We start from the raw sequence: 26,710 nt of genomic DNA, 5'->3' as shown, positions 1-26,710 counted from the left end.
AGATTGAACGCCAAACGGATTTCGCGATCTGTCCACTCCGCATAATGCCTTATGCGGCTGACAGAAATAACGGCACCTCTTTGGGTCACAGCTTCTCCCTGCCGGAAAGCACGAATTTCAATGTCATGCGGTTCGTTTAGAGCATTTACCCTTAGAAAAAGGGTAAATGCTCTAACGCTGCACGAGGGGCGACGCGCCGCAACGTGGCATGGATTCTGCCGAAGCCCGCATTTTTCGCAGAATGACAATTTGAACTGTTGATTATTTCACCGTTTATCTGATCGAGCTGAATGCACAGACCCTAACGTACACAGCCACAAAGGGAGCATCATGCAACTGGAACAAGCCTTTCAGGATCCCCAGCTCTGCCGCGGCCTGCTGGACCGCCTCAACCGGGCGTTGGACGGACGCTCCATGCGCTTTATGGAAGTGTGCGGCACCCATACAGTAGCCATTTTTCAGAGCGGCCTGCGCTCTCTGCTCCCTGATACGGTGGCCCATCTTTCCGGGCCGGGCTGTCCCGTCTGCGTCACGCATGACGCTGAAGTGGCCGCCTTTCTTGATCTGGCGGAGCGCGACAGGGTCATTATAGCCACTTTTGGGGATCTTTTGCGCGTTCCCGGCCCCGGCGGGCGCAGCCTCAAACACGCGCAGGCCCAGGGCGCGCGCGTGGAGATCGTCTATTCTCCCCTGGACGCCCTGACCCTCGCGGAGCAAAACCCCGGCGACACCGTGGTTTTTCTGGGCATAGGCTTTGAAACCACGGCGCCCACCGTGGCCGCCACCCTGCTGACGGCCCGCCAGCGCAAGCTTGAAAATTTCTGCGTGCTTTCCCTGCACAAACTGGTTCCTCCCGCGCTGCGCGCCCTGCTGGACGACAGCCAGTGCGCTGTGGAAGCCTTTTTGCTGCCGGGGCACGTCTCCACCATCCTTGGGCTGGAACCTTACGCCTTTCTTGCCGAAAAATACCGCGTGCCCGGCGTGGTGGGCGGCTTTCAGCCCGCCGACATCCTTCTTGCCCTGTGCATGATGGCCGAGCAGATACGCGACAATGCCCCGGCTGTGGTCAATGCCTATCCCCGGGCTGTGGGCGATGCGGGCAATCCCCGCGCCCGCGCGCTGCTGGATCAGTTTTTCACCCCTGCGGACGCCCTCTGGCGCGGCATTGGCAGCATTCCGATGAGCGGCCTTACCCTGAGGCCGGAATACCAGGATATGGACGCCATGGTTCGCCTTGATCTCAAACTGCCCGATGTGCCCCCCCTGCCCGGCTGTCGCTGCGGGGACGTGCTCAAGGGCCGCATGGCGCCTCCGGACTGTCCCCTGTTCGGTAAAAAGTGTACCCCCGCCACGCCTGTGGGGCCGTGCATGGTGTCGACCGAGGGCAGCTGCGCCGCCTACTTCAAATATTCGGAGAGATAATGGAAGACTGTCTTCTTCTCGATGCGGGCAGCGGTGGCCGAGCCTCGCAGCGTCTTGTGTCCCAGTGCTTTTTTCGCCACTTTGCCAACCCCCTGCTGGAGCGCATGGACGACGCGGCCCTGCTGACCGACATTCGCGGCCCTCTGGCCATGAGCACGGATTCCTACACCGTGACGCCCCTGATTTTCCCCGGCGGCAGCATCGGCAGCCTCGCCGTGCACGGAACCGTCAATGATGTGGCCATGCTGGGCGCGCGCCCCCGCTACCTCAGTTGCGCCTTCATCCTTGAAGAAGGCCTTGCGCTGGAAACGCTTGAGCGCGTCACCGCCGACATGGCGGCAGCGGCCCGCGAAGCCGGGGTGCTCATCGTCACTGGCGACACCAAGGTTGTCCCCAAGGGAGCCTGTGACAAAATATTTATCAATACTACCGGCATAGGCGAAGTTTTCGCCAATCCCGCCCCGTCCGGGCACAGCGCGCGCGCCGGTGACGCGGTGCTGGTGAGCGGAGCCATGGGCGATCACGGGCTTACTGTTATGGGCAGCCGCGAAGGACTGTCATTTCTCACGGACGTGGCTTCGGACTCCGCGCCTCTCAACCATATGATCGCGGATATTCTCGAAGCTGCCGGTGAAGTACATGTGCTGCGCGATCCCACACGCGGGGGCCTTGCCACCACGCTGAATGAGATTGCCGAGCAGTCGCAGGTGGGCATTCTTCTGGATGAAACGGCCATTCCTGTGCACGAGGCCGTGCGGAACGGCTGTTCGTTCCTGGGGCTGGACCCCTTGTATCTGGCCAATGAGGGCAAATGCATCTGCATCGTGCCCGAAGACAGGGCTGAAGCCGCCCTGGAGGCCATGCGCCGCTCGCCCTACGGCAAGGAAGCCGCGCGCGTGGGCACGGTCACGGAGGGCAAGGCGCAGGTGAGCCTGCAAACCCGCATCGGCGGCCGCCGCCTGCTGGGCATGCTTGAAGGGGCGCAATTGCCGCGCATCTGCTGATTGCGAGGGTCCACTGCGCATTTATGCGCACTACGTATGCCGAGCGTGAATGCGGCTTGCAGACGATACGCATAATGCCGCGTGCGCAAACCAGCCACAGACGCAACTACAAAAGCCAGCAGTTCCCGATCATGTGGGAATTGCTGGCTTTCTTTTTATACAAAACAACTTCGCCTTGAAATTGCCTGACGCAGATACCCTTTGAAGCGCTGTGACGCCAGAGGGACACCGCCTTTAACATCCCATTTTATATGAGAATATTCTTTCTAATATAACAAAGCACCATAAAAGTTTTAGGGGGTGGGGGCGTGGGGGAGGGGCCCTTTTTCAAAAGGGTCCCTCCCCCACAAAGCATTCCTTCTTCCCCCCCCCACAAAACACTTCCCACCCGCAAAACATTTCAAAGTGAACTTGTTCTAGTCGTTGCTCACGGGTTTTCTGCTGATGATCAGCGACATATAAGGCGGGGTGCCTTCTTCCGGGCCCAGCCCCCGGCGCAGCTTTTCGGCGGGCTGCTCAACGTGGCTGGCCAGAATACAGGAGTCCAGCCGCCCTGTGGCGCGCAGAGCGTTCGCAATGGCCGGGAGGTTGCGGTACGCTTTGAGGATAACGGCGGTATCAGCCCCTTCGAGGGCTTTTTCAAGCTCGTCGCCGCTGTTGATGCCGGGAATGATGCGCAGGGTTTCGCTGTTTTCGCACAAAATGACGCCCGCGCGCGCGGCTGCAGCCTGAATGGAGGTAATGCCGGGGATGATCTCAATGGGCAGGTGCGGCGCGCGTTCCCTGAGCGTCTGAATGAGATAGCCAAAGGTGCTGTAGACAAGCGGGTCGCCAATGGTCAGAAAGGCCGCATTTTCGCCGCCTTCCAGCACTTGCTGCGTTTTTTCGGCGGCCACGCGCCACGCCTCGCGCAGTACGGCACGGTCCCGCGTCATTGGAAATTCCAGACGCAGCATGCGCGCGTCAGACCGCAAGTGTGGCCGGGCGGTTTCCAGCGCGGCGGAATAGTCATTTTTGGGCGAAGCCGCCGCCAGAATCACGTCCACCTTGCCGAGGGCGTTCACCGCCCGCAGCGTCAGCAGGTCTGAAGCGCCGGGCCCAACGCCCACGCCGTACAAAACTCCTGTCATGCTCAGCTCTCTTGTCCTGTGGTCAGAATATCAGGTTAAGGGAAAATCAAGGAAAATATCAGAAAATCAGCGCGCCGCTTCGGGGTGCAAAAACCGCCCAAGTTCTTCGGCGGCGTCCACAGAGCGTGGCCCGGGACGGGCAAAAAGGTCTTCATCCACCGTCAGCACCCTGCCCTCGCGCACAGCGCGCAGGTCCTTGTAATGCAGGCGCTGGTCCAATGGCTGGGGGTCGGGGTTCATAGGGCCGCTCTGAATGATATACACATCCGGGTCAGCGGCCAGCAGGGCCTCTTCATTGAAGCGCACCAGCTTTTTTTCGTCCGTGACCACATTCCGCCCGCCAGCACGGGATATGATGTTGTCCACAATGCCGCCCCGCCCCGCCGCCAGCAGATTGGGGTACCGCACCTCATAAAAAACCCGTACCGGCTTCTGATCCTTGTAGCGGGCCTCAAGGGCACCGAGCCGCGCCTGCCACACGTCTGTCAGCCGGGCGGCCTCAGCCTCGCGCCCGGTGAGCTGTCCGAGCTTTTGCAGCACGCCAAACAGCTGTTCAAAGGAATTCATTTCAAAAACAAGCACATTCAGGCCGAGGGCACGCAGGGCCTCGGTCTGCAACAGCGCTTCATTGCGCCCGGCAAGCTGGATGACCAGATCGGGCGACTGCTGCACGATAAGTTCGGCATTGGGGCGCATATGGGTGCCGATGGCGGGCAGATGCGCCAGAGCGGGAATGTTTGCGTCAGCCACGGTGCGGGCAGCAAGACTGTCGCCAGCGCCCAGCGCCAGCAAAAGTTCGTTGAAGGCTCCGTACAGGGCTATGATGCGCTTTGCCGGAGCGTCCAGCCGCACCTCATGCCCTGTGTCGTCACGGACGCTGACCGGGACAAAGGCGGATGCAGACGCCGATGCAGGGGCCGACGCTGGCCCTGCCGCTGGCGCTGCCAATCCCGGCGCGCTGGCGGCTGCGGCCATGCCCTTGCCGTCCATAGTGGACGCAGTGGATGCGGCAGGCACGCCAGATACGGGGGACACGCCAGACACGGCGGGCGCGGCTGCAGCGGTCGGGGTGGCGGGATTGGCGGGATCGGCGGCAGCGAATTGCTGCGCTGATTCAGCGGCCAGCGTCGCGGTTGGCAAAACTGGCGGCAGCGCCAAAGCCAGCGCCACAACCAGAGTCAATGCCAGCCTTGGCAGAGCGCGCGTCGCCAGAGCCTGCGTCACCAGAACATGCGGCAAGGTCGGCATGGCTGCGGGGACCGTGCGCTTGCGCCAGCAGGGCCTGAGGCAGGCCCCAGAGCGGATGCGGCAAAACGCCGATAGGGATATCATAAAGGGCACTGAGCTTCTCCTCGGTAAAAACCGCATCCACCGGGCCGTCAAAAACAAGCCTTCCGGCCTTGAGGCCCAACAGCCTCGTGGCATAGATGGCCGCCAGATTACAGTCGTGCACAGCCATGAGCACGCAGGCTCCGGCGGCCCGGCGGCGTTCCAGCAGATCAAAAAGTCCGGCCATGCGGGCCATATCCAGCCCTGCGGCCAGTTCGTCCAGCAGCAGGAGCGGGCTTTCCTGCGCCAGAGCGCGGGCCAGCAGCACCCGTTGCAGTTCGCCGCCCGACAGTTCCGCAAGACGACGCGGAGCCAGCGCTGCAGCGCCGCAGGCTTCCAGGGCTTCGTCCACCGCCGCATAATCCCTGCCGCCATAACAGCCCAGCCACGAAAGGTGCGGATACCGCCCAAGCAAGGCCATCTGCCGCGCAGTAAGCTCTCGCGGGTATTCGCCGCCCTGCGGCACCACAGCCGCCAGCCGCGCGCGCTGGCGCGGCTTCATGCCCACGAGCGACCTGCCCTGAAGAAAAATCTCCCCCTCCTGCGCGTGCAGCACGCCGGAAAGGCTGCGCAACAGCGTGGTCTTGCCGCTGCCGTTGGGGCCAAGCAAGGCCAGACATTCACCGCCACGCGCCGCAAAACTCACGTCCTGCAATACTGGCCGCCCCCTGTAGCCGGAATGCAGGTTGCGCACCTCAAGCATGGGCGGGGGCGTCGTGGCAGACAGGCCGCTGGCGGGGGGCCTCACAGCGGGTGGTGCGGTGGACCGTGCGGCGGAAACTCTGGCAAGCGGTTCCACAGGCGACCCTGGGGATTCCGCCATACAACCGACTGCGGACTGCGCGAACTGGCCTGCGGCCTGCTCAGGCACAGGGCCTGCGCGCGTGGTATCGGGCACGGGCGCTCTCTGCGTCATGGCCGCCTCCGCACCAGCAGGGCAAAAAATGGTCCGCCAAGCAGCGCTGTAACCACGCCCACGGGCAATTCCTGCCCGCCGTCCAGCACGCTGCGGGCCAGCACATCGGCCCAGACCAGCAGCACGCCGCCGCCAAAAAACGCTCCGGCCAGCAAGGGGCCGTGACCGCAGCCCAGCACAAGGCGCAGCACATGCGGCACCACCAGTCCCACAAAGCCGATCACCCCGGCCACCGCCACGCAACCCGCCGTCATACAGCTTGCACCGGCCAGCAGCCAAAGCCGCGCTCGCCCCACATTCAGCCCGAGCTGGGCGGCCTGCTCGTCGCCCAGGGTCAGTACGTCCAGCGCGCGCCAGCCCAAAGCCACAGCCAGCAGGCCAGGCACGAAGGTAGCCAGCAACAGGGGCAGGCTGTCCCAGCCGCGCCCCTGAAATGATCCCATAATCCAGAAAACAATGCTGGTTACGGATTCCTCATTGAGCGCCTTGATCAATGCCACCAGCGCCCCCAGAAAGGCCGCCACTGCAATGCCGGCAAGTATGACGCTCTCGCGCCTGAAGCCGCCGTCTCCCCTGCCGAGCCACAAGGCTCCGGCCAGGGCCAGCAGCGCTCCCGCCAGGGCCGCCGGGGCCACCAGGGCCGCCGGTCCCGGCAGGGAAATATGCGCTGCCGCCAAAAGCCCGCTCAGAGCTTTGCCCGCAACGCCGCCAAGGGCAATGGCAATGCTTGCCCCACACGCCGCGCCCGCCGAAATCCCCAGAGTAAAGGGATCGGCCAGGGGGTTGCGCAATACCCCTTGCAGGGCCACGCCCGCCACGGCCAAAGCGCCGCCGCACAGGGTCGCAAGGCACACGCGGGCAAGGCGTATCTGCCCCACCACCAGCATGAGCGAGGTATCCTGCGGCGGCGCGGCCAGCCCGAGCTGCGCCGCCAGCGCGTGAAAAACCTGACCGGCCGCCAGCGGAACCGGCCCGGGCAGGCAGGCCAGCGGCAGGGAAACAAGCCACAGCGCCGCCAAAGCCGTGAACGCAGGCCACAGGCGCACGGATGACAACCCGGAGGGAGAGGAGGAATGTGATGTCGCGGTCATGCCCGCCCTTTGAAGGCCCCGCGCAAAGCGCGTGGGCATAAAAAAGGCCTCTTCCCGCATGAAACAGCTATTGCTTCATGAAGGAAGAGGCCCGTATTTCCTCAATCCTGCCGACAAAATCCCGTTGCCGTGGCGGCTCATGCCGCTGCCATGCACCCTATTTACCACATGAAATGCTCACGTATGGCAGGCAAAAAACCTGCCTGCTCGCATTTCGTTGCAAGGATTTTCAGAAAAATCCTTGCAGAGTAGTTAACTCACTTCATTCGTTAACTGCTCTAGCCAAGGGCGGGGCATGGGGCAAGGCAGGTCTTCCGGCTTGGCTCCCTCTCACCGGCCTTCCCGTTTCCAGTGGCGCTGTGTGGTGCGAGGTTGGCGAGCCTTACGGCGGCGGGTCCGCTCCCGCATCTAACGGGATTCCCTTTTCAAGCCGGGCACCCCGGCTACCATTGCCGCGCCTACTGTAGGCGGGGGCGGCAGGCCTGTCAATGCCGAGAGAGCCCGCCAGAACCACAGGGCAGACGAGCCGCGCCGCTGGCGGCATTCAGCCGGGCTGGCGAAGCCGCCTGGCGCTCAAACATCCCGCCAGTCCACGCCGATGCAGAGCGCTCTTCAGTTTTTCTGGATCCAGATGATGCTGGCCTGACGGCCCGAAGCTCTGGCGCAACGGTAAGAGAAAAACTGGTCGTTGTTGGTGGCGGTGCAGATATCCAGACCAAAAATATTGCGTCCCGGAATACCGGCCTGCACAAGTTGGTGGCGGGTCAATCCCCAAAGATCCATGGTGCGGTTTTCTTCGTCAAACCAGGGCACGAACTGCGGCCCCCATTCCTTGTCGAAATTGATGAATTCTGCCTTGCCGGGGCCAAGACTCGGCCCTCGGACGGCAAAGACGTCCTGCGGCTTGAGGTCATAGCGCTCGCAAAAGCGCACAACGCCTGTCAGAGGAAAGTCGCAGCGATTGCCGCGCCAGCCAGCATGCATGGCCGCCACGTACTTGCCGCTTTTGTGCGCCAGCAAAATGGGCTGGCAGTCCGCCGTCTTGATGAGCAGGCCCAGGCCGGGTTCGGCCGTGGCCATGCCGTCCCCCTCTTCCACCGCCACCGCGTCGCAGGCCACAGGGGTCGGCTCAAAGGCCATGACATCGCCGTGCACCTGCTGCAATTCCGCCCAGCGGCGCAAGCCCCGAGGTTGCAGACCCGCCAGCAGGCTCTCGCGGTTGGCCGTAACCAGGGCCGCGTCATCCCCCACACTGAAGGAAATATTGCCGCCGCCATACTCTCCACGGCACACGCCGCCGGGGCGGGTCTGAAAGGCGCAACGCACGGAATCCAGGCCGGGGAACGCAAATGGGATATAGCTTATAGGCACAACAGACGCTCTTCGGTGCATAAATGGTGAACCCGCTGATCCCAGGGGGCCAGGGGCAAGGGAGGGACAAGCTGAAAATCAAAACAGAAACCCACGCGCGGGCACTTGAGCCCGGCCTGTAAAAACCTGTCGTAATAGCCCCCGCCGTAACCGAGGCGGCCGCCTTCAAGATCAAAAGCCAGACCGGGCAGCACCATCAACGAGGGGGCAAACGCAACGCCGCCCGACGGGGAACTGGCCATGCCCGCGCCAGCAGACACGTCTTCCGGGCCAAAGCCCGGCAGGGCCGCATCCGGCTCAAGAAGGCCAAAAGGCCCAGGCCGCAGCTGCTCGCGGCTGGCGCAAGCCACAAAGTCCATAAAACCGGGCTGTCCACGCCGAACACGCGGCAGCCAGAGGGTGCGCCCCTCACGCCATGCCGCGTCCAGCAACAGGCTGGTGCCAATCTCGTCCTTGATGCCCACGTAAAGCGCCACTGACTCCGCCTGACGCCAGCAGTCCGCCCGGAGCAGGTTCTCCTGCGCCGCCACTGCCCTTTCGCTGGCAAGGTGCGGGGGCTGCTCGCGGCGAAGCCTGGTCATGCGCTCGCGCAGAGCCTGTTTGCGGGCCGCCACCGCGTCCGGCGACTGTGGCCGTACGGCCTGCACAGGGGGATTTTCACTCATGCCGGGCCTTTCCTTATGTACTGAAGTATGGCAGCATTATTGCAGCGTCAATATAACAAAGGAAACGCCACCATGCCAAGCTCTACCACCCAGGATTACCTCTGGATCGCCGTGGGCGATATACATGATGAAACCGGGCGTTTTGCCAAGATTCCTGAACTGAGCCAGGCTGACGGCATCATCGTCACCGGCGACCTCACAGTGACAGGCGGCGTCAAGCAGGCGGAACAGGTCATGGACGTGTTGCGTAGCTATAATCCTATGATTCTCGCACAGATAGGCAACATGGACCGCCCTGAAGTGGACCAGTGGCTCAGCGAAAAAGGCTGGAACCTGCACACCGTAACGCGCGAACTCACGCCGGATACGGCCATCTTTGGGGTTGGCGCCTCCACCTTCACGCCCTTTGGCACTCCCAGCGAATTTCCTGAATCCGCTTTCGCCGCATGGCTTGAAGCCTGCTGGCAGAAGGCCCGCGCCTATCCGCACAGCGTTCTTGTGTCGCACAATCCGCCCAAGGATACGGCGTGCGACGTCATACCCGGCGGCGTGCATGTGGGCTCCACTGCGGTACGCGAATTTCTTGAAGAAGCCCAGCCGGACATCTGCCTGTGCGGGCACATTCACGAGGCACGGGCCGTAGACCGCGTGGGCCGCACCATTGTGGTCAACCCCGGCGCTCTGGCGCAGGGGGGCTATGTTCTTTTGCGTTATAATTCCGGTCAGTTGTCCGCAGAACTCAAGGTGCTGGAAGAAGAAGATTAGCGCAACTTCAGGGTAAATGGCGCTTATGGCCGCACACGGGCATTCACCGTGGCGGCCTTTATCTTTTTATGGTGTTGCCAGTTCTGACAAGGTGGGGACAGGCTCAGTCCATCGCAAGAACAACCTCGGCATGCTCCTGTAAAAACCTGGGCAGCCTGGCCAGCAATTGGGCCACCTGCATGCCCGGGTCAGGAGAACAGTAACGCGCCAGAAGCCGCGCCAGACACGCTGCGGCGCGGCTGGCCCTGCACAGGGGAATCCCCCCTGCCAGCAAGGCCGTCACAAGGCCCGTCACGAGGTCGCCCGTACCGCCGATGCACTCCATGGCGGGTTCCGAGGGTTCATCAATGGTGGCGGCAAGGCGTCCCTCGCAGACGATATGGTCGGCGCGGCCCTTGATGATGAGGTTGGCCGGGCAGTTGCCGTGCGCCTGGGCGCGGGCCAGCAGCCCCGGGATATCCTCTTCCTCGGCCAGCAAAAATCCTCTGGTGTAAAAAGGGTGCGGCGCTTTTTCGTCAGCCAGAAAGGCCAGTTCGCCCAGGTCTGGCGTAAAAAGATCGTAGGCGTCGGCGTAGCCGCTCATCTTGGCCACGTACATGAAGCCCGCGTCGGCCACCAGCAGGGGTGGCGTCGGCAAGGCCTGTATGGCCATGAGCACGCGGTTGTGCCAGTCCACATCCGGAAAAAGATAGTGGAATGTCATTCCTGTGGGGGCCAGCGCTGCCGCATGCTCCGTGAGCCAGGCGTAAAGGGTGCGGCTGCCCGCTCCGGAACCGGTGTCTCCGGCCAGCAGAAGGCGTGGCGGCTCAAAGCCGAGAGCCTCACAGGCCAGAAGAGCCGTGGCCGCCAGGGCCGCTGTGCCGCGCTGCACGGGGACTAAACTTCCGTCCGGCAGATGCAGCATGCCGTCACGCACCGACGCCGGAGCCTGCGTTGCCGCCTCGCAAAACCCCATATCTTTATCCGGCAATGTTCCCGTTATATACCACACGGATATTGCCTCCGCAGTTCTTCATAGGCCTTTTGCAGGCTGTAGCAGCACAGCGTCTGCCCGAGGCTCCGGGGCTCCGGCGCTTCGTCCAGCCGCATGCCGCACAGGCAATGCGCTAGCCACGGCACATCCGGGCAGCCGCCGCCGGAAATATTTACAATGCGCCCGTCGCGCGTGTCCAGGGTGATCTTCATGTTGGCGGCCCGCACCATGAGCCAGTGGTCCAGACGCTTGACCTGAAACAGGGACACGGGCTCAAGCAGCACATCGTGGGCGGTGACGACGTTTTCCGGGCGGATGCCTGCCTTATTGAGAACTTCCAGCACGGCGGCCTGGCTGACCAGCTCAAAAACCACCACCATATCGCAGCCAGTGCGCAATTGCGGCGGCGGCCCCTTGACCTCAACGGCAAGCCCCGCCTGACGGAGCAGGCCCTCTGCCTTGATGACCTCTCCCGTATGGGAAAAGACCAGCAGCCCCCTGTCACTGAGCGCCTTGCCAGCGCCTGCCGGGCCGGTGTTTCTTTCCGGAACGGGCGGCGCGTTTTTGTCGCGCCATCCGCGCAGGAGGCTTCCCATCTTGCCGAGCAGCCCGCCGGAAGGCTTGTTGTTCGTATTCGGCATGTTGTCCATTACTGTATCCTGCCGGGCGGGCGGCAAAGCCCGCCCGGCTGTTTATCGCATGCAGAACTGCGGATTGTTATGTCAGGACTTTTCTATTTCCAGCCGGGTGACTCCCTGCCCTTCGTCAGAATTCGTGACGCTGAAGCCCCGGTTGCGGGCCGCGCGGCTGACGTTTTCAAGGCTGGCGTCATTGTCCACCAGCACGCTGAAGGAGCTCGCAGCACCGCCCTTGAGGGCATTGAGAAAAAGCAGCACCGGCTGCGGGCAGGAAAGGCCACGGGTATCAATAAGTTCAGACATTACGCGCCTCGCTTGCAGTTGAAAAATCCGACGAACAGACAAATCCCAAGCCCGGCCAGGGTGGCGGCCATGCCGTGGGGGCCGATGCCAGCAGTGCTGGAGGCCATGCCGAAGTTGTGGGCCATGGCCGTGCCGACGATAAGCCCCACCGCAAAGACGGCGGCGTCATTGTCGCCTTCTCCAGCCATGAACAGCTGGCGGCCAGGGCAGCCGCCAGCGAGCGCAAAGGCAAGCCCCGCCGTAACCATGCCCATAAAGTTCCAGAGGTCATCGGGCTGGGCAACGGGCTGGTTTTCAAATCCCCAATGGAAGGAGCCCAGGCTGAGATTCATGACCAGAGCCGCCGCGAACATGGCTATAAAGCCCAGGGCCAGATACCACTGATTGAAAAGGATGACGTCGCGCAGCGCGCCCATGGTGCAGAAACGGCTGCGCTGGGCCAGAAAGCCCACGGCCAGCCCCGCGCACAGGGAGAAGATAAAGGGCGCGTGCTGTGAGCCCGGCCCCTTGATGGAGTAAAAGAGCACGCCGCTCTTGAGTTCGCCTATGACCTGGGGGTCAGCGAGGTACAAGGCCACAAGGCCGAGCATGAGCGCGGGAAGCAGCAGGCCCGATATCTTGCCCTGATTCTGACTGCGGCCCAGTGAAAAGCCCATGCGAAAAAAAATGGTGCCTATGCCGACGCCCGTGATAAGACCCACAAGTCCGAAGATCGCATGGGCGTCGCCGCCGGCAAGGCGCAGGATGACGCGCCAGGGGCAACCCAGAAAAACCAGCGCGCCGATACCGGCGATGGCTCCGAGAAAAAACCGGGTGATGGGGGCGGAACCGCCGCGGGGCTTGTATTCGCCAAAGAGCATGGCCGCCGCAAAGGCTCCCAGTACCATGCCCATAATTTCTGGCCGCAGATATTGCACAATTTCAGCCCTGTGCAGACCGACAGCCCCGGCGATATCGCGGTTAAAACAAACCACGCAGATGCCCATATTGCCCGGATTGCCAGCCTGTTGCAGCAATACGGCCAAAATGCCGAAAACAAGGCCCACCACAACTATGCCAGTAGTGGTGGAAAGGATGTTGAAATACTGTTTCATCGGTATCCTCCTGCTCCATTTTATGGGCTTGCGCCCGTTGCGTTGACGGCCATAAAGACCGACAGAACGCGGACGGAGGATTACCTCTTGCTCAGGTTTGTCGCGTCATGCTCCCGTACTGCAAAACGCGCCGCCGCCCGCTTACACTCCACACCGTGAAGCTGCCGGGGTTGCGTCAGGTCTTGCGCTTGGGCATGTGCGCTCCGTAATTTGCGCCGCACGGACTGTATCCGTGGGGAGGGGTGAGGGCCGCACGCGGCCAGATGATTCATGCAGGCGGGCGGCATTTCTGCCAGGCCGCCTGCCGCCATCACATATTATGTGGGGCTTGCCGTCAGGTGCACGGCGTCCTGCCCGTCCCGTTCGGCCAGCAGCACATCGACGCGCTCCTGGCGGCTGGTGTTGACCGTGCGGCCCACATAATCCGCGTGAATGGGCAGTTCGCGGTGCCCCCTGTCAATGAGAGCCAGCAGTTCCACAGCTCTGGGGCGTCCGTAGTCCAGCAGAGCTTCCAGGGCGGCCCGTATGGTGCGCCCCGTGTACAACACGTCATCCACAAGAATGATGACGCGCCCGTCAACACTGGCCGGTATGCGTGACTGCCCGATGTGGGGTTTGCCTTCAAGGCTTGTCCAGTCGTCACGGTAGAGATTTATGTCCAGCGTGCCCAGCAGCACGGGATGCCCAAGGCGTTCTTCAAGCAGGACGGCCAGGCGTCGGGCGATATCAGCGCCGCGCCTTTCAATGCCGACCAGCATGACATGGTCGCACTTGGCGTGGCGCTCCATAATCTGGGACGCCAGGCGTTCCAGCATACGCGCCATTTCGTGCTGCTCAAGCAGCAGGGTTGTATTCATGTTTCCTCCCGTGGCATCTGCCTGCTAAAACCCTACAGCTTTTTGTGATTGAAGAAAAGTCCCCCGACAATTGACAAGGCAGAAGCATGGCCTTAGTTACTATGGGCACCAGAAATATGGAGGACATCATGATTCAATTGACCGACAACGCCCGCAAGGAGCTTGATACCTTCTTTGCGGACAAGAAGAAGGATCCGATTCGGATTTACCTCTCGGCTGGTTGAGGCGGCCCGCGCCTCGCTCTGGCTCTGGACGAGCCTAATGACCAGGATGTAACCGAAGAACAGGCTGGGTACACCTTCTGCATGAGCAAGTCTTTGCTCGATGAAGTGAAGGGAGTTTCTGTGGATTTAACCTACATGGGTTTCACGCTCACCCCCGACGTGCCCTTTGCTTCAGAAGGCGATGGTTGCAGCAGCTGCTCAAGCTGCGGAAGCCACTAACCAAAACGGGCCTGGTTCCCCGTCAGCCGATGAAGCATCTCAGCCTGTTTTTCGGAATATATAATATACCCGAAAAAATCATGGAGGAACCATGCTCGAACTTACCGAAAGCGCTCAAAAAGAACTGGCAGCCTACTTTGAAGGCAAGGACAAAAGCGATATCCGCATATACCTTGCCCCCGGCGGTTGCAGCGGCCCGCGCCTTGCGCTGGCCCTCGACGCCGCCACAGATGAGGACCAGAGCGAGGAACAGGGCGGCTTCACCTTCTGCATCAACAAAGATCTGCTGGCCCAGGTTGAAGGCGTAAAAATCGACCTCACCCATATGGGCTTTATGGTGGAACCCAGCGTACCCCTGCCTCAGAGCGCGGGTGGTTGCTCCGGCTGCTCCGGCGGTTGCGGCACCAATTAAAAAGCAAACAGATGCGGTTGACCGGGGGCGGCTTTAGGGCCGCCCCCTTGTCACTTTGTGGCGAAACTCTTTTTCGGGATTCATAACCACACGTCATATAAAACTTTGTGCGGATCGTTCGCGCGCGTCATGGCCGCGCAAGAAGAACGGCCAGGTCATTGGAACGGGTGAATGGACAGTTTTAACGCAGTACTGGCAAGTCAGGAAAATCAGATATACATCGAGCGCAGCGGCATGGCCACGCGCTGCCGTCTCGCCGTTGAGGCCATGACCCGTGGGCGCACAGTGGTTCTGGTGGCGCGCGAACGTGAAGAGTATACGCTTGCCCGCGCATTGCTGACGCTCTTTACGCCGGAACTTTCCCTTGGCGAAAAGCCCCTGTCCGAACCCTTGTGGCGCAGCCCCTGCCTGGCCTTGCCCGCCTTGAACCAGCGGCAGGACAGAGCCTCGTGGGCAGCGCGCCTGGCCGCCCTGTATGGTCTTGGCCTCGGACAGCCGCGCTGTCTGGTTTGCAGTGTTGAAAGCCTTTTGCTGCGCCATGTGCCCCTGAATTTCTTCTCTTCACGCAATCTTGATCTGCGCAAGGGCAGCGACTATGCGCCCGAGCTACTGCTCGATCAGGCCGTGGAATGGGGCTACGAGCGCGTGACCATGGTCACGCGGCCCGGAGAAATGGCGCGCCGGGGCGATATTCTCGATATTTTTCCCGCAGGTTACGCCAAGCCCGTGCGTCTGGAATTTTTTGGCGACACCCTGGATGAGATGCGTGTTTTTGACGCTGAAAGCCAGCGCTCTTTGCAAGGCTGCGACGAACTGACGCTCCTTCCGGCCAGCCCGCTGGCCCTGGACGCCAAAGCCCTGACAGCGGCGCGCGAGCGTTGCGACCGCATGTTCGCCGAAGGCCGCATTGGCGAAAACGAGTGCTATTCCTTCAAAAAATCGCTGGACAGCGGCGGCATTGGGCTTTTGCCCGGCAGCGTGCTTGAAACCACGAGCTTCATAGAAGACTGGCTGCCCAAAGACAGCCTGTGGCTGCTGCCCGGCGAGGCCGACAGCGCCGACGCCTTGCGCGATGGCCGCCTGAGCCTCAAGGAAAGGCTGGAAGCCCCGGACTCTCCCCTGCCGCAACCCGCCACGCTCACACTGCGCAAAAGCTCGCAGCCCGCACCCTGGAACGGCTTTCAGCGTATCTACGCCGAACCGCTGGTCATGGGCGTTGAAGAGCGCGGCCTTGATCTGGCCGAACGCCCCCTGCACTCCTTTACCGACCTCTTCCCTCTGCCGGGCGCGCAGGATCGCCCTTGGCAGCACCTTTCCTCGGCCCTCAAGGAGTGGCGCAACAGCCGCCGTCAGGTGGTTCTCAGTTTTTCATCAGGCAGAAGCCGGGCAAAATTCCTGAAACTGGCCGAGCAGGACGGCATTATACCCGCCATGCGCTACGCGCCGGATCAGAAGGGACTTTTTGTGCTTGTTTCGCCCTTCAGGTCGGGCGCGGACCTTGTCTGGGACGACATCCTGGTGCTTGGCGAGGACATCCTGTACCCCAAGGCCGAAAAAACGCCCCGCGTATCTTCCCGCGTGTTCAAGGGGCTGGATACTTTTGACGACCTCAAGCCCGGCGATCTTCTTGTACACCGCGATTACGGCATCGGGCGCTTTGCGGGCCTGCACCACCTGGACCTCAACGCGGCGGCCAACGATTTTCTGCTGGTGGAGTATTCCGGCAAGGACAAGCTCTATGTGCCTGCGGACAGGCTGGGGCTTATCCAGCGCTTCAAGGGTACCGAAGGCGTGGAGCCCGCCCTTGACCGCCTGGGCGGCGCTGCCTGGGTGACCGGCAAGGAAAAAGCCCGCAAGGCCATTGAAAAAATCGCCGCCGATCTGGTGGAGATGTACGCCTACCGCAAGGTCACCAAGGGCTTCCGCTATGACCCGCCCGGCGAGCTGTATCACGAGTTCGAGGCCACATTCGGCTTTGAGGAAACCCCGGATCAGGCCAAGGCCATTCAGGACGTGCTGGACGATATGGACAAGTCGAGCCCAATGGATCGCCTTGTGTGCGGCGACGTGGGCTTCGGCAAAACAGAGGTGGCCCTGCGGGCCGCCTTCCGCGCCGCTTCCGAGGGGCGACAGGTGGCCATGCTCTGCCCCACCACCGTGCTGGCCGAGCAGCATTACCAGACCTTCAGGGCGCGCCTGGCGGGTTTTCCCGTCAATGTGGGCCTGCTCAGCCGTTTTGTGACGCGCCCCAAGCAAAAAGAGGTGCTCAAGGCCGCTGCCGCCGGGCAGATAGACATTCTCATCGGCACCCACCGCATTTTGTCCACCGACGTGAAGCTGCCCAATCTGACCCTGCTCATCCTTGACGAAGAACAGCGGTTCGGGGTTCGCCATAAAGAAAAGCTCAAGGCCCTCAAAAAGAACGTGGACGTGCTGACGCTCACGGCCACGCCCATTCCGCGCACCCTGCAGCTTTCCATGTCGGGCATCCGCGAACTTTCCATCATCGAAACCGCGCCGCAGGATCGCAAGCCCGTGGCCAGCGCCGTGCTGCGCAGGGACGACAACGTGCTGCGCAAGGTGATGGAACGTGAAATGGAGCGTGAAGGACAGATCTTCTGGGTCTACAACCGTGTGCAGGGGCTGGAGCGCGTGGCGGAATACGTGCGCGGGCTTGTTCCTGCGGCCCGCGTGGGCATGGCCCACGGCCAGATGTCTGAAACCGAGCTTGAAGACACCATGCACAAATTCTGGCATGGCGAACTGGACGTGCTGGTATGCACGTCCATAGTGGAATCCGGCCTGGACTTTCCCCGCGCCAACACCCTGGTGGTGGATCAGGCCCAGATGTTCGGCCTTGGGCAGCTGTACCAGCTGCGTGGCCGCGTGGGCCGCAGCGACAGGCAGGCATACGCCTTTTTTGTGGTGCCCGATGCCGAACGCCTGACTGCCGTGGCCGAGGAGCGCCTGCGCATCATTATGGATATGGACTACCTGGGCGCGGGCTTTCAGGTGGCCATGGAAGACCTGCGCCTGCGCGGCGCGGGCAATATACTGGGTGAAGTCCAGTCGGGGCACATGTGCCGCGTGGGCCTTGACCTGTACCTTGAAATGCTTGAAGAAGCCGTGGGCCGCCTCAAGGGCATGCCCGAAAGCATCGTTGCCGAAACGGAACTGACGCTGGGCCTTCCGGCGCACATACCCGCGTCCTACATTGATGACGGACGCGAGCGCCTGCGCTGCTACAAGGCCCTCACTTCGGCTTCAGGCGGGGCCGCGCGTGAAGAAACGGCCCTGTCCATCCGCGACCGCTTTGGGCCCTTCCCCGAAGAACTGGCAAACTTTCTGGCCGTGCTGGACTTCAAGCAGTTTCTTACGGAACTTCAGGTGCAGAAGGCCGAGGTGCGCCGCGAATCCGTGCGCCTGACCTGGCCTGACGGGCAGACGGCCGTGCAGCCAGAACGCATTGTGGCTCTTGCCGCGTCCCTGCCGGGCGCGCGCGTGCTGCCCCCGGCAGGCCTTGCGCTGACGCTGGAAAAAGACGTCCCCTTTGCGCAGGGGCTTGACAGATTGCGTCAGGCGCTGGAAGACATACGCATACCAGTTGCGGGACAGGTTTCAGCCTGACCTGGCCAGAAGGCCAGGCCGCTCCGGCTGCGTTTCGCTCCAGCCGACGTCAAAAGAGGATGCCCATGCCCCTGATTTTTTCAGCCACGTCCGGCCAGCATGACATGCTGCCGTTCCCGGTTTCCGGCTGCGCCCCCGCAGACTCGCGGCGCCCGGGGTACAGGGCGGCCCCTGCTTCGGCGCCGGGACCAAAGGGCGTATTTTGGGCGGCGCGTCTGGCGCTGCTGGCCTGCTGCCTTCTGCTTTGCGCCTGCCTTGAGGCCCGCCTGCCCGAGGGCGTGGTGGCCACTGTCAATGGAGAGCCCATTTACCTGCGCACGGTGCAGGCCCTGCTGGACAGCCGCTCCGCAGCCTTGGGCACCCTACAGCGCCCTTCTCTCGAAAACATGAAACGTCAGTACGGCGACGCTCTGGGCACGCTGATCATTTACGCCCTGGTACGCCAGGATTTGCGTGATCTGCATATTCCCGTCACGGACGCCGCCCTTGAAGCCGCAGTGGCGGCCATCAGGGCGGACTACGGCGGCGAGGAAGGGCTGGCGCGTTTTCTGGCCGACGAATCACTGGACGAAAATGAATGGCGCGTGCTCATGCGCGACCATCTGGCCATGCAGAGCTTTGAAAAGCGCATCCTTCTGCCCGGCATCCGCATTTCTCTGAGCGATGTGCGCTCTTACTACAAGGAACACGAAGCAGAGTTCGCTTTGCCCGAAATCCTGGACGTTTGCCTGATTTCCGCCGTAGAATCCCAACTTGTTGACGCATTTTGCAGCGCCCTGACCTCTGGCCGTCCGGCAGAGAAAGAACCGTCCGAAAATCTCATGGTGCAGTGCCAGGAAGTCAGCGCGGCCCAGTTGCCGCCCAACTGGCAGAAAAAAGCTGATAAACTCGCGCCCGGGCAGTGCGCCGCCCTCGTTCAGGAAGACGGGCGCTGGTACGGCCTTGCCCTGACGGAACGCAACGCCGCCCATACAATGGGCATGGCCGAGGCCTACCCGCTCATTGAAAACATATTGCAGCAGCAGCGCAAGGACGCCGCTTTTGAAAACTGGCTGACCACGGCGCTGGGCAGGGCGCAGGTTCGCGTCAATCCCGATCTCATGGCCGACCTGCTTACGCCGCCCTCCGCCAGACCATCCATGCGTGATGACGGCACCGGCGACGCTTCTGGCCCGACCATGCGCGGCGGCGTCAACGGTTCAGGCGATGTCGGTTCCGCTCCGGCGGACGGCGACGATGGATTGAATGCCCCTGAGGGCGGTGGCGGAACGTACGGGCCACAGGAAAAAACGGGGGCGTCCGGCAGGCCTGACCGGCAGGGGCTTTAAGCCCGCCAGGCGGTCATTGCATGTCGTGCTGTTTTGGGCTAAAAATCAGAAGATAAACAGGCGCACCGCGCTTTGCACGAGGGAGAATCTCTGTGAGGAAAATACTTGTTTTGCTGCTGGCGATCGTACTTACGACCGCATGCAGCGTGCAGGCCGCCCAGCTCAATAAGGTGGCTGCTGTTGTCAACGGACAAGTCATTACCATGTTTGATCTGCAAAAAAACGCGTTGCCTGATCTTCTCCGGTCCGGGCTTAACCCCGAAAATCCGGCCAACGCCAAGCAGGTGGACACGGTTTTCCGCAAGGTTCTGGATTTGATGATTATGGATATTCTCATCGCCCAGGAAGCCAAAAGGCTGAAAGTAAGCGTTTCCCCTTCGGAAATCGACAATGAGATTGCCAAGGTGATGCAGGGCCGCAACATGACCAAGCAGCAGTTCGAAGAACAGCTTACGCGCCAGAAGAGCAGCGTGGCCGAATTGCGCGCCAACATCGAAAAAACGCTGTTGCGGCAGAAGATCATGGGAATGGAAGTGGGCCGCAAGGTTGTGGTCACGCCAGAAGAAATTCAGGCATACTACGACGCCCACAAATCCACCATGTATGACCGCAGCGGTCTGCACATGGGGGTTCTGGTCTATTCGCCCAAGGTCAACGCCGCCTCCATTGCCGCCCAGATCCGCTCAGGGGCGCTGACTTTTGAGGAAGCCGCGTTGAAGTATTCCATCGCGCCCAACAAAGAAAAGGGCGGCGACATGGGGCCGGTGGAATGGGACCGTCTGAACCCCGAATGGGAGTCACGGCTCACCAAGATGAAACCCGGCGATGTGACGGAAATCTTTGACCTTCAGGGACACAAGGCGCAAGTGCATCTTTTCCGCCCTGGCGGCAGCAGCGAAATGAAAATACTCACGCTTGAAGAGGCCAAGCCGCAGATCGACGCCATACTGCGTCAGCCCAAGGCCATGGAGCGCTTTGACGATTATACGGGACAATTGCGCAAAAAAGCGGTAATCGATATCCGATTGTAGCATAACCGTTCAGGCGTGCGCGCGGCCCCGGCCGCGCCGCGCCCTTCCGGCGGCCTAGCGTCTTCGGCCTCTGGCCGGGGACAGACCACCGGCAACAGCCGCCCACGGGGCGGCAAAGACCTTTACCGAGGCTTTGCATGACCTTAGAGGAACTGGGCGCGGTCCTTCGCGCGGAGCGCGAAAAAAGGGGCCTCAGCATTGAAGATGCGGCCAACCACCTGAAGATAGGCGCACGCCTTTTGCGCGCGCTCGAGGCAGGGGACTCCGCTTCTTTGCCCCATCTGGCGTATACCAAGGGTTTCATTCGTTCCTACTCCGCATATGTGGGGCTTTCAGCCGAAGAAGTCAGCGCGGCCCTGTCCGCTCTGGAGGCTGAAAACGAAGAGGCTTCCATACAGCAGACGCCCCTGCCGGACGTCATTCTGGCTCCACGGCGCAATTTCAAACCTTTTCTGTCCGTCTTTGTCGTGCTGCTGCTGGGTATTGGCGCTTATCTGGTCTGGCAGCACGGCGCGCTGGATATTTTGACCAGCCAGACGCGCCGCCAGGCGCAGCCCGCCCCCATGCAAAGCCCGGACAGCGCGGAAACGCCGCCTGCGGGAGTTGAGGCGCGCAATCTTGCGCCAGGGCGTGAAGCACGCCAGAGCGGCACTGCCGGACAACCCGCCGCAGCCGCCGCAGACAGCGGGCCGCAGGCTGGCCGCTCCGCAGCGTCTGCTGCTGGCGCGCAGGCCTCCGCACCGGCGGCCCCCGCCGCAACATCTGCTCCCGCCGCAACGTCTGGCCCCGCTGCAACGTCTGCCCCTGGCGCAGCCGCCGCACCAGCCGCACCAGCCGCATCGGCGCAGACGCCTGTGTCTGGCCCCCACAAGGTCATCATTACGGCCACGGAAGAATGCTGGGTGCACTCCAATGCCGACCATACCGATACGCGGCAGTTTTCTCTGCGCAAGGGCGACACCTTTGCCCTTACGTTCACCAAGAGCCTGGAGCTGAAGCTCGGCAACGCGGGCGGAGTGCGCCTGCGCTATGACGGCGAGGAGCTTCCCCCCGTGGGCTCAAGCGGTCAGGTGCGCACGCTGACCTTCCCCCCGGCGCTCCCATGACCGAATGGGCCGATCACGCGCTTGTGCTGCGGATGGGGCACTTTCGTGAGTCGGACCTCTGGCTGAAAACCCTTTGTCGCAAGCACGGCCTGCTGACGCTGTTCGCCTTTGGCGGAAGCAGAAGCAGGCGTCGCTTTTGCGGCTGCCTTGACGTGCTCAACAGTCTGCACTGCCGGGTGAAAACCTCGCCGCGCGGCGGCTTTCTCAATCTGGAAGAAGCCGTGCTGCTGAACGGCCCCCAGGCGCTGCGGCGTGACTGGCGGCGTATGGGCCTTGCCGCTAATTGCCTGCGCTTTGTGGAGGCTCTTGGGGTGGGAGACGAAGGGGCGGACGAGGCCTTTGTGCTGGTGGAAGACATGCGGCGCACTCTTGAGGAGGCCGCGTCGCTGCCCGCGCTATTTCCCCTTTTCTTCCGCCTGCGTCTGGCGGGCGCTCTTGGCTTTGCGCCAAGCCTTGACGTGTGCGGGCAGTGCGGCTGCGAGCTTAACGGGCCCGGACAGTTTGTGGTGGACGAAGGACACGTGCGCTGCCCTTCCTGCCGTGCCGAGGCCGGGCCAGTGCGCTATGGCGTGGAACTGAGCGCCTACGGGCTTGACCTTTTGCGCCATGTGCAGCAAGAATTGCCATCCGCCTGGCACCCGGAGGAACTGCCTCCTGCGGACCGGCGGGCCTGCTCGCGGGTTATTGACGGTTTTGTGCAATACCACCTGGGGCTGGCGTGGGAAGGGGGCTTTTTTCGCCGCGTATGACAAGGACGGTTCGCCTGGCTTGTGGTTTTGCGGTTTTATGGGTCTGGTTCAAGCAAATTTTTTTGCCAGACCATGGGGGCACTGCATAACAGGGAAACATTGACTGGCGGCTTTCTGCCTTCAATTCCGCTGCTCTGCGCACTGTGGCAGACTTTTAAGGTTTCGGGGGCGCGCACACTTGCGCCTATCATGGCAACGAGCCGTAATCCGTTTCAATCAGCGTTTCCTAAAGGACAGCACATGTATTTTCAGGACGTGATACTCACCCTACAAGATTACTGGGCCAGGCAGGGCTGCGTCATTGAGCAGCCCTCCGGTGTGGAATGCGGGGCAGGCACCTTTAACCCCCATACCTTTTTGCGGGTTATCGGTCCCGAACCCTGGAGCGTGGCCTATGTGGAGCCTTCACGGCGTCCCACGGACGGGCGCTATGGCGAAAATCCCAACCGTCTGCAGCGCTATTTCCAGTTTCAGGTCATCATGAAGCCCTCGCCGGACAACGTGCAGGACCTCTATCTGCAAAGCCTCAATGCCCTTGGCATCAATCCCGCCCAGCACGACATCCGCTTTGTGGAAGACGACTGGGAATCCCCCACTCTCGGCGCCTGGGGGCTCGGCTGGGAAGTATGGCTCAACGGCATGGAAGTAAGCCAGTTCACCTACTTCCAGCAGGTGGGCGGCATTGACCTTTCGCCCGTGAGCGTTGAACTGACCTACGGTCTTGAACGCCTGACCATGTACCTTCAGGGTGTGGAATCCGTTTATGATCTGGCCTGGAACAAGAATGTGACCTACGGCCACATCTACCACCAGAACGAAGTGGAACAGTCGCGCCACAATTTTGAAGCCAGTGACGCGCAAATGCTGCTGCGCCATTTCAGTGATTTTGAAGGCCAGTGCAAGGCCATGCTGGAGCTGGGCCTGCCCTGGCCCGCCTACGATTACTGCCTGAAGTGTTCGCATACCTTCAACCTGCTGGATGCGCGCGGGGCCATATCCATCACTGAACGCACCGGCTACATTGGCCGGGTGCGCGCCCTGGCGGCGGGCGTGGCCCGCCTGTACGCGGCTCAGCGCGAAGAACTGGGCTATCCCATGCTCAAAAAGGATGCGAGGTAAAGCCGTGGCCACCTTTGTGCTTGAAATTGGCAGCGAAGAACTGCCCTCCCGTTTTCTGGCCCCCGAAGAAGCGGAACTCTCCGCACGATTTGCCGCAGCCCTTGATGACGCCGGTCTGGAATATGGCGATCTGCGCGTCATGAGCACGCCGCGCCGCGCCGTGGTCATGATTGAAAATCTCAATCCCGTGCAGGTTGAACGCGAAGACATCGTGGCTGGCCCGCCCGTTCGCGTGGCCTATGACGCCGACGGCAAGGCCACCAAGGCCCTTGAAGGCTTTGTGCGCACCAACGGCTGCACCCTGGACGACGTTTTTCAGCAGGAAACCGAAAAAGGCGTCTATGTCGCCGTGCGCAAGCACACCGGCGGCGCTCACGCCAGCGGCCTGCTGGCGGCCATATGCCCGGCCGTCATTACGGCCCTGCCCTTTGCCAAGCGCATGCGCTGGGGCAATTACTCCTTTGCCTACGCCCGCCCCCTGCGCTGGATACTGGCCCTGCTGGACGACGAGGTCATTCCCTTTGAGGCTGGCCCCGTGACCTCCGGGCGCGAAACCTGCGGCCACCGCATCCACGGCCCCGGCCCCTTTGCCGTGGCCCATGCCGACGATTTTCTGAAAACCCTTGCCGGGCCGTGCGCCATCACCCTTGATCCCGCGCAACGCCGCAAAATCATTATCGAGGGCGGCAATGCGCAGGCCGTGGCCGCCAAGGGCAAGGTCCTGTGGAAAGACAGCCTCCTTGACGAGGTGCAGGGGCTTGCCGAGCATCCCGTGCCCCTGCTGGCGGATTTTGATCCGGCCTACCTTGAGGTTCCGCGCGAGGTGCTGCTGACCAGTATGGAAAGTCACCAGAAGAGCTTTGGCATTGAAGACGCCCAGGGCCAGTTGCTGCCGCATTTTCTGACGGTTCTCAACATCACCCCAGAAGATATGGATATTGTCAAACGCGGGTGGGAACGAGTGCTGCGCGCCCGCCTCGACGACGCCCGTTTCTTCTGGCGTGCCGACCTGCGCGAAACCTTTGACCACTGGCTGCAAAAGCTTGATACGGTCATCTTCATCGGCGGCCTTGGCAGCATGGGCGACAAGACACGCCGTCTTGAAGCGCTGTGCCAATGGCTGGCTGAAAGGTGCGCTCCTGACCTTGCTTCTGACGCCGCGCGCGCCGGGCGGCTCTCCAAGGCTGACCTCGTCAGCGGGCTTGTGGGCGAATTTGATACGCTTCAGGGCATCATGGGCGGCATCTACGCCGGACGCAAAGGCGAAAACGCCACCGTGGCCCAGGCCGTTGCCGAACAGTACCTCCCCGCCGGGCCGGATTCTCCCCTGCCGGGCAGCATGGGTGGAGCGCTTTTGTCTCTGGCCGACAAGGCCGACACCCTCGCTGGCTGCTTCGGCCTTGGCATGATACCCACCGGCGCGGCGGACCCCAATGGCCTTCGCCGTTGCGCGTTGGGCATCATACGCATTGTGCTGGATTTCGGCCTGCCGCTCGACATGCGCCAGGTTTTCGCCAAAGCGCAGGAATTGTATGGCGACAGGCAGTGGAAATTGCCCCCGGCCGAAGCGCTCGACAAACTGATGGAATTTTTCGCCGCCCGGCTGCGCAACTATTTCATGAGTCAGGGGCAGGACACCCTGCTGGTTGACGCCGTGCTTGGCGCGGGTTCCGCACAGGTGACGGAATGCGGCGCGCGCCTGAGCGCTCTGGCGGCCTTCAGCCGCGAGGCTGGCTTTGCCGAGGCTGCCCAGACCTTCAAGCGCGTGGCCAACATCCTGCGCAAACAGGGTCAGGCGGAGGAAATCCCGGCTCAGTGGGCTGCGGAACTCTTGCAGGAAGATGCGGAAAAGGCCCTGGCCTCCACTCTGGATCAACTGCTGCCAAGGCTTGACCAGATGTGGACTGCGCAGGATCACGCGGCGGCTCTGGCCTGCCTCAGCGAAGTGCGCCCGGCTGTGGACGCGTTTTTTGACGGCGTTATGGTCATGTGCGATGACCCGACCCTGCGGCGCAACCGTCTGGCCATGTTGCAGGCCCTTGGGGGGCGCTTTGCACGCCTGGCCGATTTTGCGGCCTTGCAAATATAGCACTGTTTGGGTATGTTCCGTTTCCGGTTGTTCCGGCCCGCTCATTGGCGGGATCGGAACAACCGGATCAGAACAACCGGAATGGTTGACAAAAAGAAAGAAAGCCGCCGGAAATCCGGCACAGAGCTTGACAGCCATACGGGGCTGTGCTAACAACCCGTCTTCGCGATAGCGCATCAGAATTCAGACTCATGGCTTGCCAGCGCAAGCCCAACATAGTGGAGGATACCGTGGCCAACCATAAGTCAGCCATCAAGCGTCACAGGCAGAGCTTGCAGAGGGCCGGTCGTAACCGCGCCGCCCGTACCCGCGTGAAGAACGCCATCAAACAGGTGCGCTCCGCCATCACGGCCACCGACAAGGCTCAGGCCAATGAAGCTCTGGTGGCCGCCACTTCCGTGCTTTCCAAGGCTGCCAGCAAGGGCGCCATGCACTGGAAGAAGGCCGCGCGCAAGATTTCGCGCCTGGCTCGCGCCGTTAACGGCATCGAAGCCTAGTGCCTTTGAGGGCAGATTTTTCTGCCAACAGTTTATTGTGTTTTGACGGCGCGCAAGTGCCAACGGTGCCCGCAATTGCGTGCACGCTTTTTGAAAATTTCAACTAAGTTCGTAGATTTTCAAAAAATATTTTGAAAAAACGCTTGACGGCCACTGCGACTTAATATAGATTCCCCTTCGTTGCGCGCTCGTAGCTCAGCTGGATAGAGCAACAGGCTACGAACCTGTAGGTCAGGAGTTCGAATCTCTTCGGGCGCACCATAAAAATCAAGCCCTTACGGTTATTAACCGTAAGGGCTTTTTTGTTTTGTCAATATCTCTCCCCATTCTCTCCCCACTTTTCAGTGATACGAGGGTAAACTTCGTGAACTTGCTAGGCTCAAGCAAAGGCGAATCGATTGCCCTCCTTTTTTATCATTTATCAACGTTGCTGACTTCACACCAGAGGTTAAGGAATGATTGTCGCAAAAATTGTGATAATATCTACTAAGTCGTAATGAGCGCTTTAATTGATGCGTTGCCTGGGCGCACACCCGATCTTTGAGTTTGTGGAAGAGTAGTAGCGTCTGCTCTGCCATGAGGCTCTCAATGCCCGCGTTCAACCCGCCTGGCGGTCCAATTTTCTTAACTGCGTTCGCTATAGATCATGCATGGCGCGTAGCTGCTATTCAATTCAAATTTTTTGTCATCTTCGGTTCAGGTTGTTAGTGCCAGTGTATCAATTTTTCCCGTCGTTTTCTTCTTTGCGAAG

General features: G+C 61.4%; 23 protein-coding genes, 1 tRNA gene and 1 riboswitch. Of the genes, 13 read left to right on the top strand and 11 right to left on the bottom strand.

The features are described from left to right. Positions 1–330: 330 nt before the first annotated feature. Both hypD and hypE read left to right on the top strand, forming a co-directional pair. Complete coding sequence (hypD, locus tag BCS36_RS00120; protein WP_291300904.1) at positions 331–1,422, top strand: hydrogenase formation protein HypD; 1,092 nt, start codon at positions 331–333, stop codon at positions 1,420–1,422. Further along, positions 1,422–2,426, top strand: coding sequence for a hydrogenase expression/formation protein HypE (hypE, locus tag BCS36_RS00115; protein WP_291300903.1), 1,005 nt, complete (start codon positions 1,422–1,424; stop codon positions 2,424–2,426). The genes hypD and hypE overlap by 1 nt, the downstream gene beginning before the upstream one ends. Positions 2,427–2,842: 416 nt before the next feature. Here hypE and cobI read toward each other — a convergent pair whose 3' ends face one another. The 6 genes from cobI to BCS36_RS00085 all read right to left on the bottom strand — a co-directional run bounded on the left by cobI (position 2,843) and on the right by BCS36_RS00085 (position 8,928). After that, the gene (gene cobI / locus BCS36_RS00110) at positions 2,843–3,556 is read right to left on the bottom strand and encodes a precorrin-2 C(20)-methyltransferase (protein WP_291300902.1); all 714 of its coding nucleotides are present in this window, start codon (positions 3,554–3,556) and stop codon (positions 2,843–2,845) included. Between the two features lie 66 nt (positions 3,557–3,622). Continuing rightward, positions 3,623–4,531, bottom strand: a complete 909-nt coding sequence (locus BCS36_RS00105; RefSeq protein WP_291300964.1) for an ABC transporter substrate-binding protein — start codon at positions 4,529–4,531, stop codon at positions 3,623–3,625. A gap of 139 nt (positions 4,532–4,670) precedes the next feature. Further along, positions 4,671–5,801: an ABC transporter ATP-binding protein gene (locus BCS36_RS00100; protein WP_291300901.1), complete on the bottom strand. Its 1,131-nt coding sequence runs from the start codon at positions 5,799–5,801 to the stop codon at positions 4,671–4,673. Then, positions 5,798–6,952, bottom strand: coding sequence for an iron ABC transporter permease (locus tag BCS36_RS00095; protein WP_291300900.1), 1,155 nt, complete (start codon positions 6,950–6,952; stop codon positions 5,798–5,800). The genes BCS36_RS00100 and BCS36_RS00095 overlap by 4 nt, the downstream gene beginning before the upstream one ends. 226 nt (positions 6,953–7,178) lie before the next feature. Then, a riboswitch (cobalamin riboswitch) is annotated at positions 7,179–7,358 on the bottom strand. A gap of 146 nt (positions 7,359–7,504) precedes the next feature. Further along, complete coding sequence (locus BCS36_RS00090; RefSeq protein ID WP_291300899.1) at positions 7,505–8,263, bottom strand: polyphenol oxidase family protein; 759 nt, start codon at positions 8,261–8,263, stop codon at positions 7,505–7,507. Continuing rightward, a complete protein-coding gene (locus tag BCS36_RS00085; protein WP_291300898.1) occupies positions 8,254–8,928 on the bottom strand; it encodes a 5-formyltetrahydrofolate cyclo-ligase in 675 nt (224 codons plus the stop codon). The genes BCS36_RS00090 and BCS36_RS00085 overlap by 10 nt, the downstream gene beginning before the upstream one ends. Positions 8,929–9,000: 72 nt before the next feature. Here BCS36_RS00085 and BCS36_RS00080 point away from each other — a divergent pair, with 72 nt between their 5' ends. Then, positions 9,001–9,693, top strand: coding sequence for a metallophosphoesterase family protein (locus BCS36_RS00080; protein ID WP_291300897.1), 693 nt, complete (start codon positions 9,001–9,003; stop codon positions 9,691–9,693). A 103-nt stretch (positions 9,694–9,796) separates the two neighbouring features. Here the strand turns inward: BCS36_RS00080 and BCS36_RS00075 are convergent, their stop codons facing one another. The 5 genes from BCS36_RS00075 to pyrR form a co-directional block, all read right to left on the bottom strand. Next, entirely contained in the window at positions 9,797–10,684 is an 888-nt protein-coding gene (locus BCS36_RS00075) for an NAD(P)H-hydrate dehydratase (RefSeq protein ID WP_291300896.1), read from the bottom strand. After that, positions 10,672–11,316, bottom strand: a complete 645-nt coding sequence (locus BCS36_RS00070; RefSeq protein WP_291300895.1) for a DUF3343 domain-containing protein — start codon at positions 11,314–11,316, stop codon at positions 10,672–10,674. Before BCS36_RS00070 ends, BCS36_RS00075 begins: the two co-directional genes overlap by 13 nt. Before the next feature lie 72 nt (positions 11,317–11,388). Further along, complete coding sequence (locus BCS36_RS00065) at positions 11,389–11,607, bottom strand: sulfurtransferase TusA family protein (protein ID WP_291300894.1); 219 nt, start codon at positions 11,605–11,607, stop codon at positions 11,389–11,391. Further along, positions 11,607–12,701: a YedE family putative selenium transporter gene (yedE, locus tag BCS36_RS00060; protein ID WP_291300893.1), complete on the bottom strand. Its 1,095-nt coding sequence runs from the start codon at positions 12,699–12,701 to the stop codon at positions 11,607–11,609. The genes BCS36_RS00065 and yedE overlap by 1 nt, the downstream gene beginning before the upstream one ends. Positions 12,702–13,018: 317 nt before the next feature. Next, the gene (gene pyrR, locus BCS36_RS00055) at positions 13,019–13,558 is read right to left on the bottom strand and encodes a bifunctional pyr operon transcriptional regulator/uracil phosphoribosyltransferase PyrR (RefSeq protein ID WP_291300892.1); all 540 of its coding nucleotides are present in this window, start codon (positions 13,556–13,558) and stop codon (positions 13,019–13,021) included. Between the two features lie 534 nt (positions 13,559–14,092). Between pyrR and BCS36_RS00050 the strand changes: the two genes are divergently transcribed. From BCS36_RS00050 to BCS36_RS00005, 10 genes are all read left to right on the top strand, one after another. Next, positions 14,093–14,413 (top strand): IscA/HesB family protein, encoded by a 321-nt coding sequence (locus tag BCS36_RS00050; protein WP_291300891.1) that lies wholly within the window; start codon positions 14,093–14,095, stop codon positions 14,411–14,413. A 171-nt stretch (positions 14,414–14,584) separates the two neighbouring features. Beyond that, entirely contained in the window at positions 14,585–18,040 is a 3,456-nt protein-coding gene (gene mfd / locus BCS36_RS00045) for a transcription-repair coupling factor (RefSeq protein WP_291300890.1), read from the top strand. A 65-nt stretch (positions 18,041–18,105) separates the two neighbouring features. Next, positions 18,106–19,368 carry a peptidylprolyl isomerase gene (locus tag BCS36_RS00040; RefSeq protein WP_291300889.1) on the top strand — a complete coding sequence of 421 codons (1,263 nt, stop codon included), beginning with the start codon at positions 18,106–18,108 and terminating at the stop codon, positions 19,366–19,368. A gap of 92 nt (positions 19,369–19,460) precedes the next feature. Further along, positions 19,461–20,399 carry a SurA N-terminal domain-containing protein gene (locus BCS36_RS00035; protein WP_291300888.1) on the top strand — a complete coding sequence of 313 codons (939 nt, stop codon included), beginning with the start codon at positions 19,461–19,463 and terminating at the stop codon, positions 20,397–20,399. A gap of 137 nt (positions 20,400–20,536) precedes the next feature. After that, entirely contained in the window at positions 20,537–21,505 is a 969-nt protein-coding gene (locus BCS36_RS00030) for a helix-turn-helix domain-containing protein (protein ID WP_291300887.1), read from the top strand. Beyond that, positions 21,502–22,254: a DNA repair protein RecO gene (locus tag BCS36_RS00025; RefSeq protein ID WP_291300886.1), complete on the top strand. Its 753-nt coding sequence runs from the start codon at positions 21,502–21,504 to the stop codon at positions 22,252–22,254. The genes BCS36_RS00030 and BCS36_RS00025 overlap by 4 nt, the downstream gene beginning before the upstream one ends. 240 nt (positions 22,255–22,494) lie before the next feature. Beyond that, positions 22,495–23,373, top strand: a complete 879-nt coding sequence (glyQ, locus tag BCS36_RS00020) for a glycine--tRNA ligase subunit alpha (RefSeq protein ID WP_291300885.1) — start codon at positions 22,495–22,497, stop codon at positions 23,371–23,373. Between the two features lie 4 nt (positions 23,374–23,377). Beyond that, positions 23,378–25,462: a glycine--tRNA ligase subunit beta gene (gene glyS, locus BCS36_RS00015; RefSeq protein WP_291300963.1), complete on the top strand. Its 2,085-nt coding sequence runs from the start codon at positions 23,378–23,380 to the stop codon at positions 25,460–25,462. A gap of 230 nt (positions 25,463–25,692) precedes the next feature. After that, positions 25,693–25,959: a 30S ribosomal protein S20 gene (gene rpsT / locus BCS36_RS00010; RefSeq protein WP_291300884.1), complete on the top strand. Its 267-nt coding sequence runs from the start codon at positions 25,693–25,695 to the stop codon at positions 25,957–25,959. A 184-nt stretch (positions 25,960–26,143) separates the two neighbouring features. Continuing rightward, a tRNA-Arg gene (locus tag BCS36_RS00005) sits at positions 26,144–26,220 on the top strand. The last annotated feature ends 490 nt before the right edge of the window (positions 26,221–26,710 follow it).

The sequence above is a fragment of the Desulfovibrio sp. MES5 genome (assembly GCF_002237645.1).
Taxonomy (GTDB): Bacteria; Desulfobacterota; Desulfovibrionia; order Desulfovibrionales; family Desulfovibrionaceae; genus Desulfovibrio.
The sequence above is the reverse complement of the archived record's forward strand: the minus strand, read 5'-3'. Positions and strand labels throughout refer to the sequence as shown.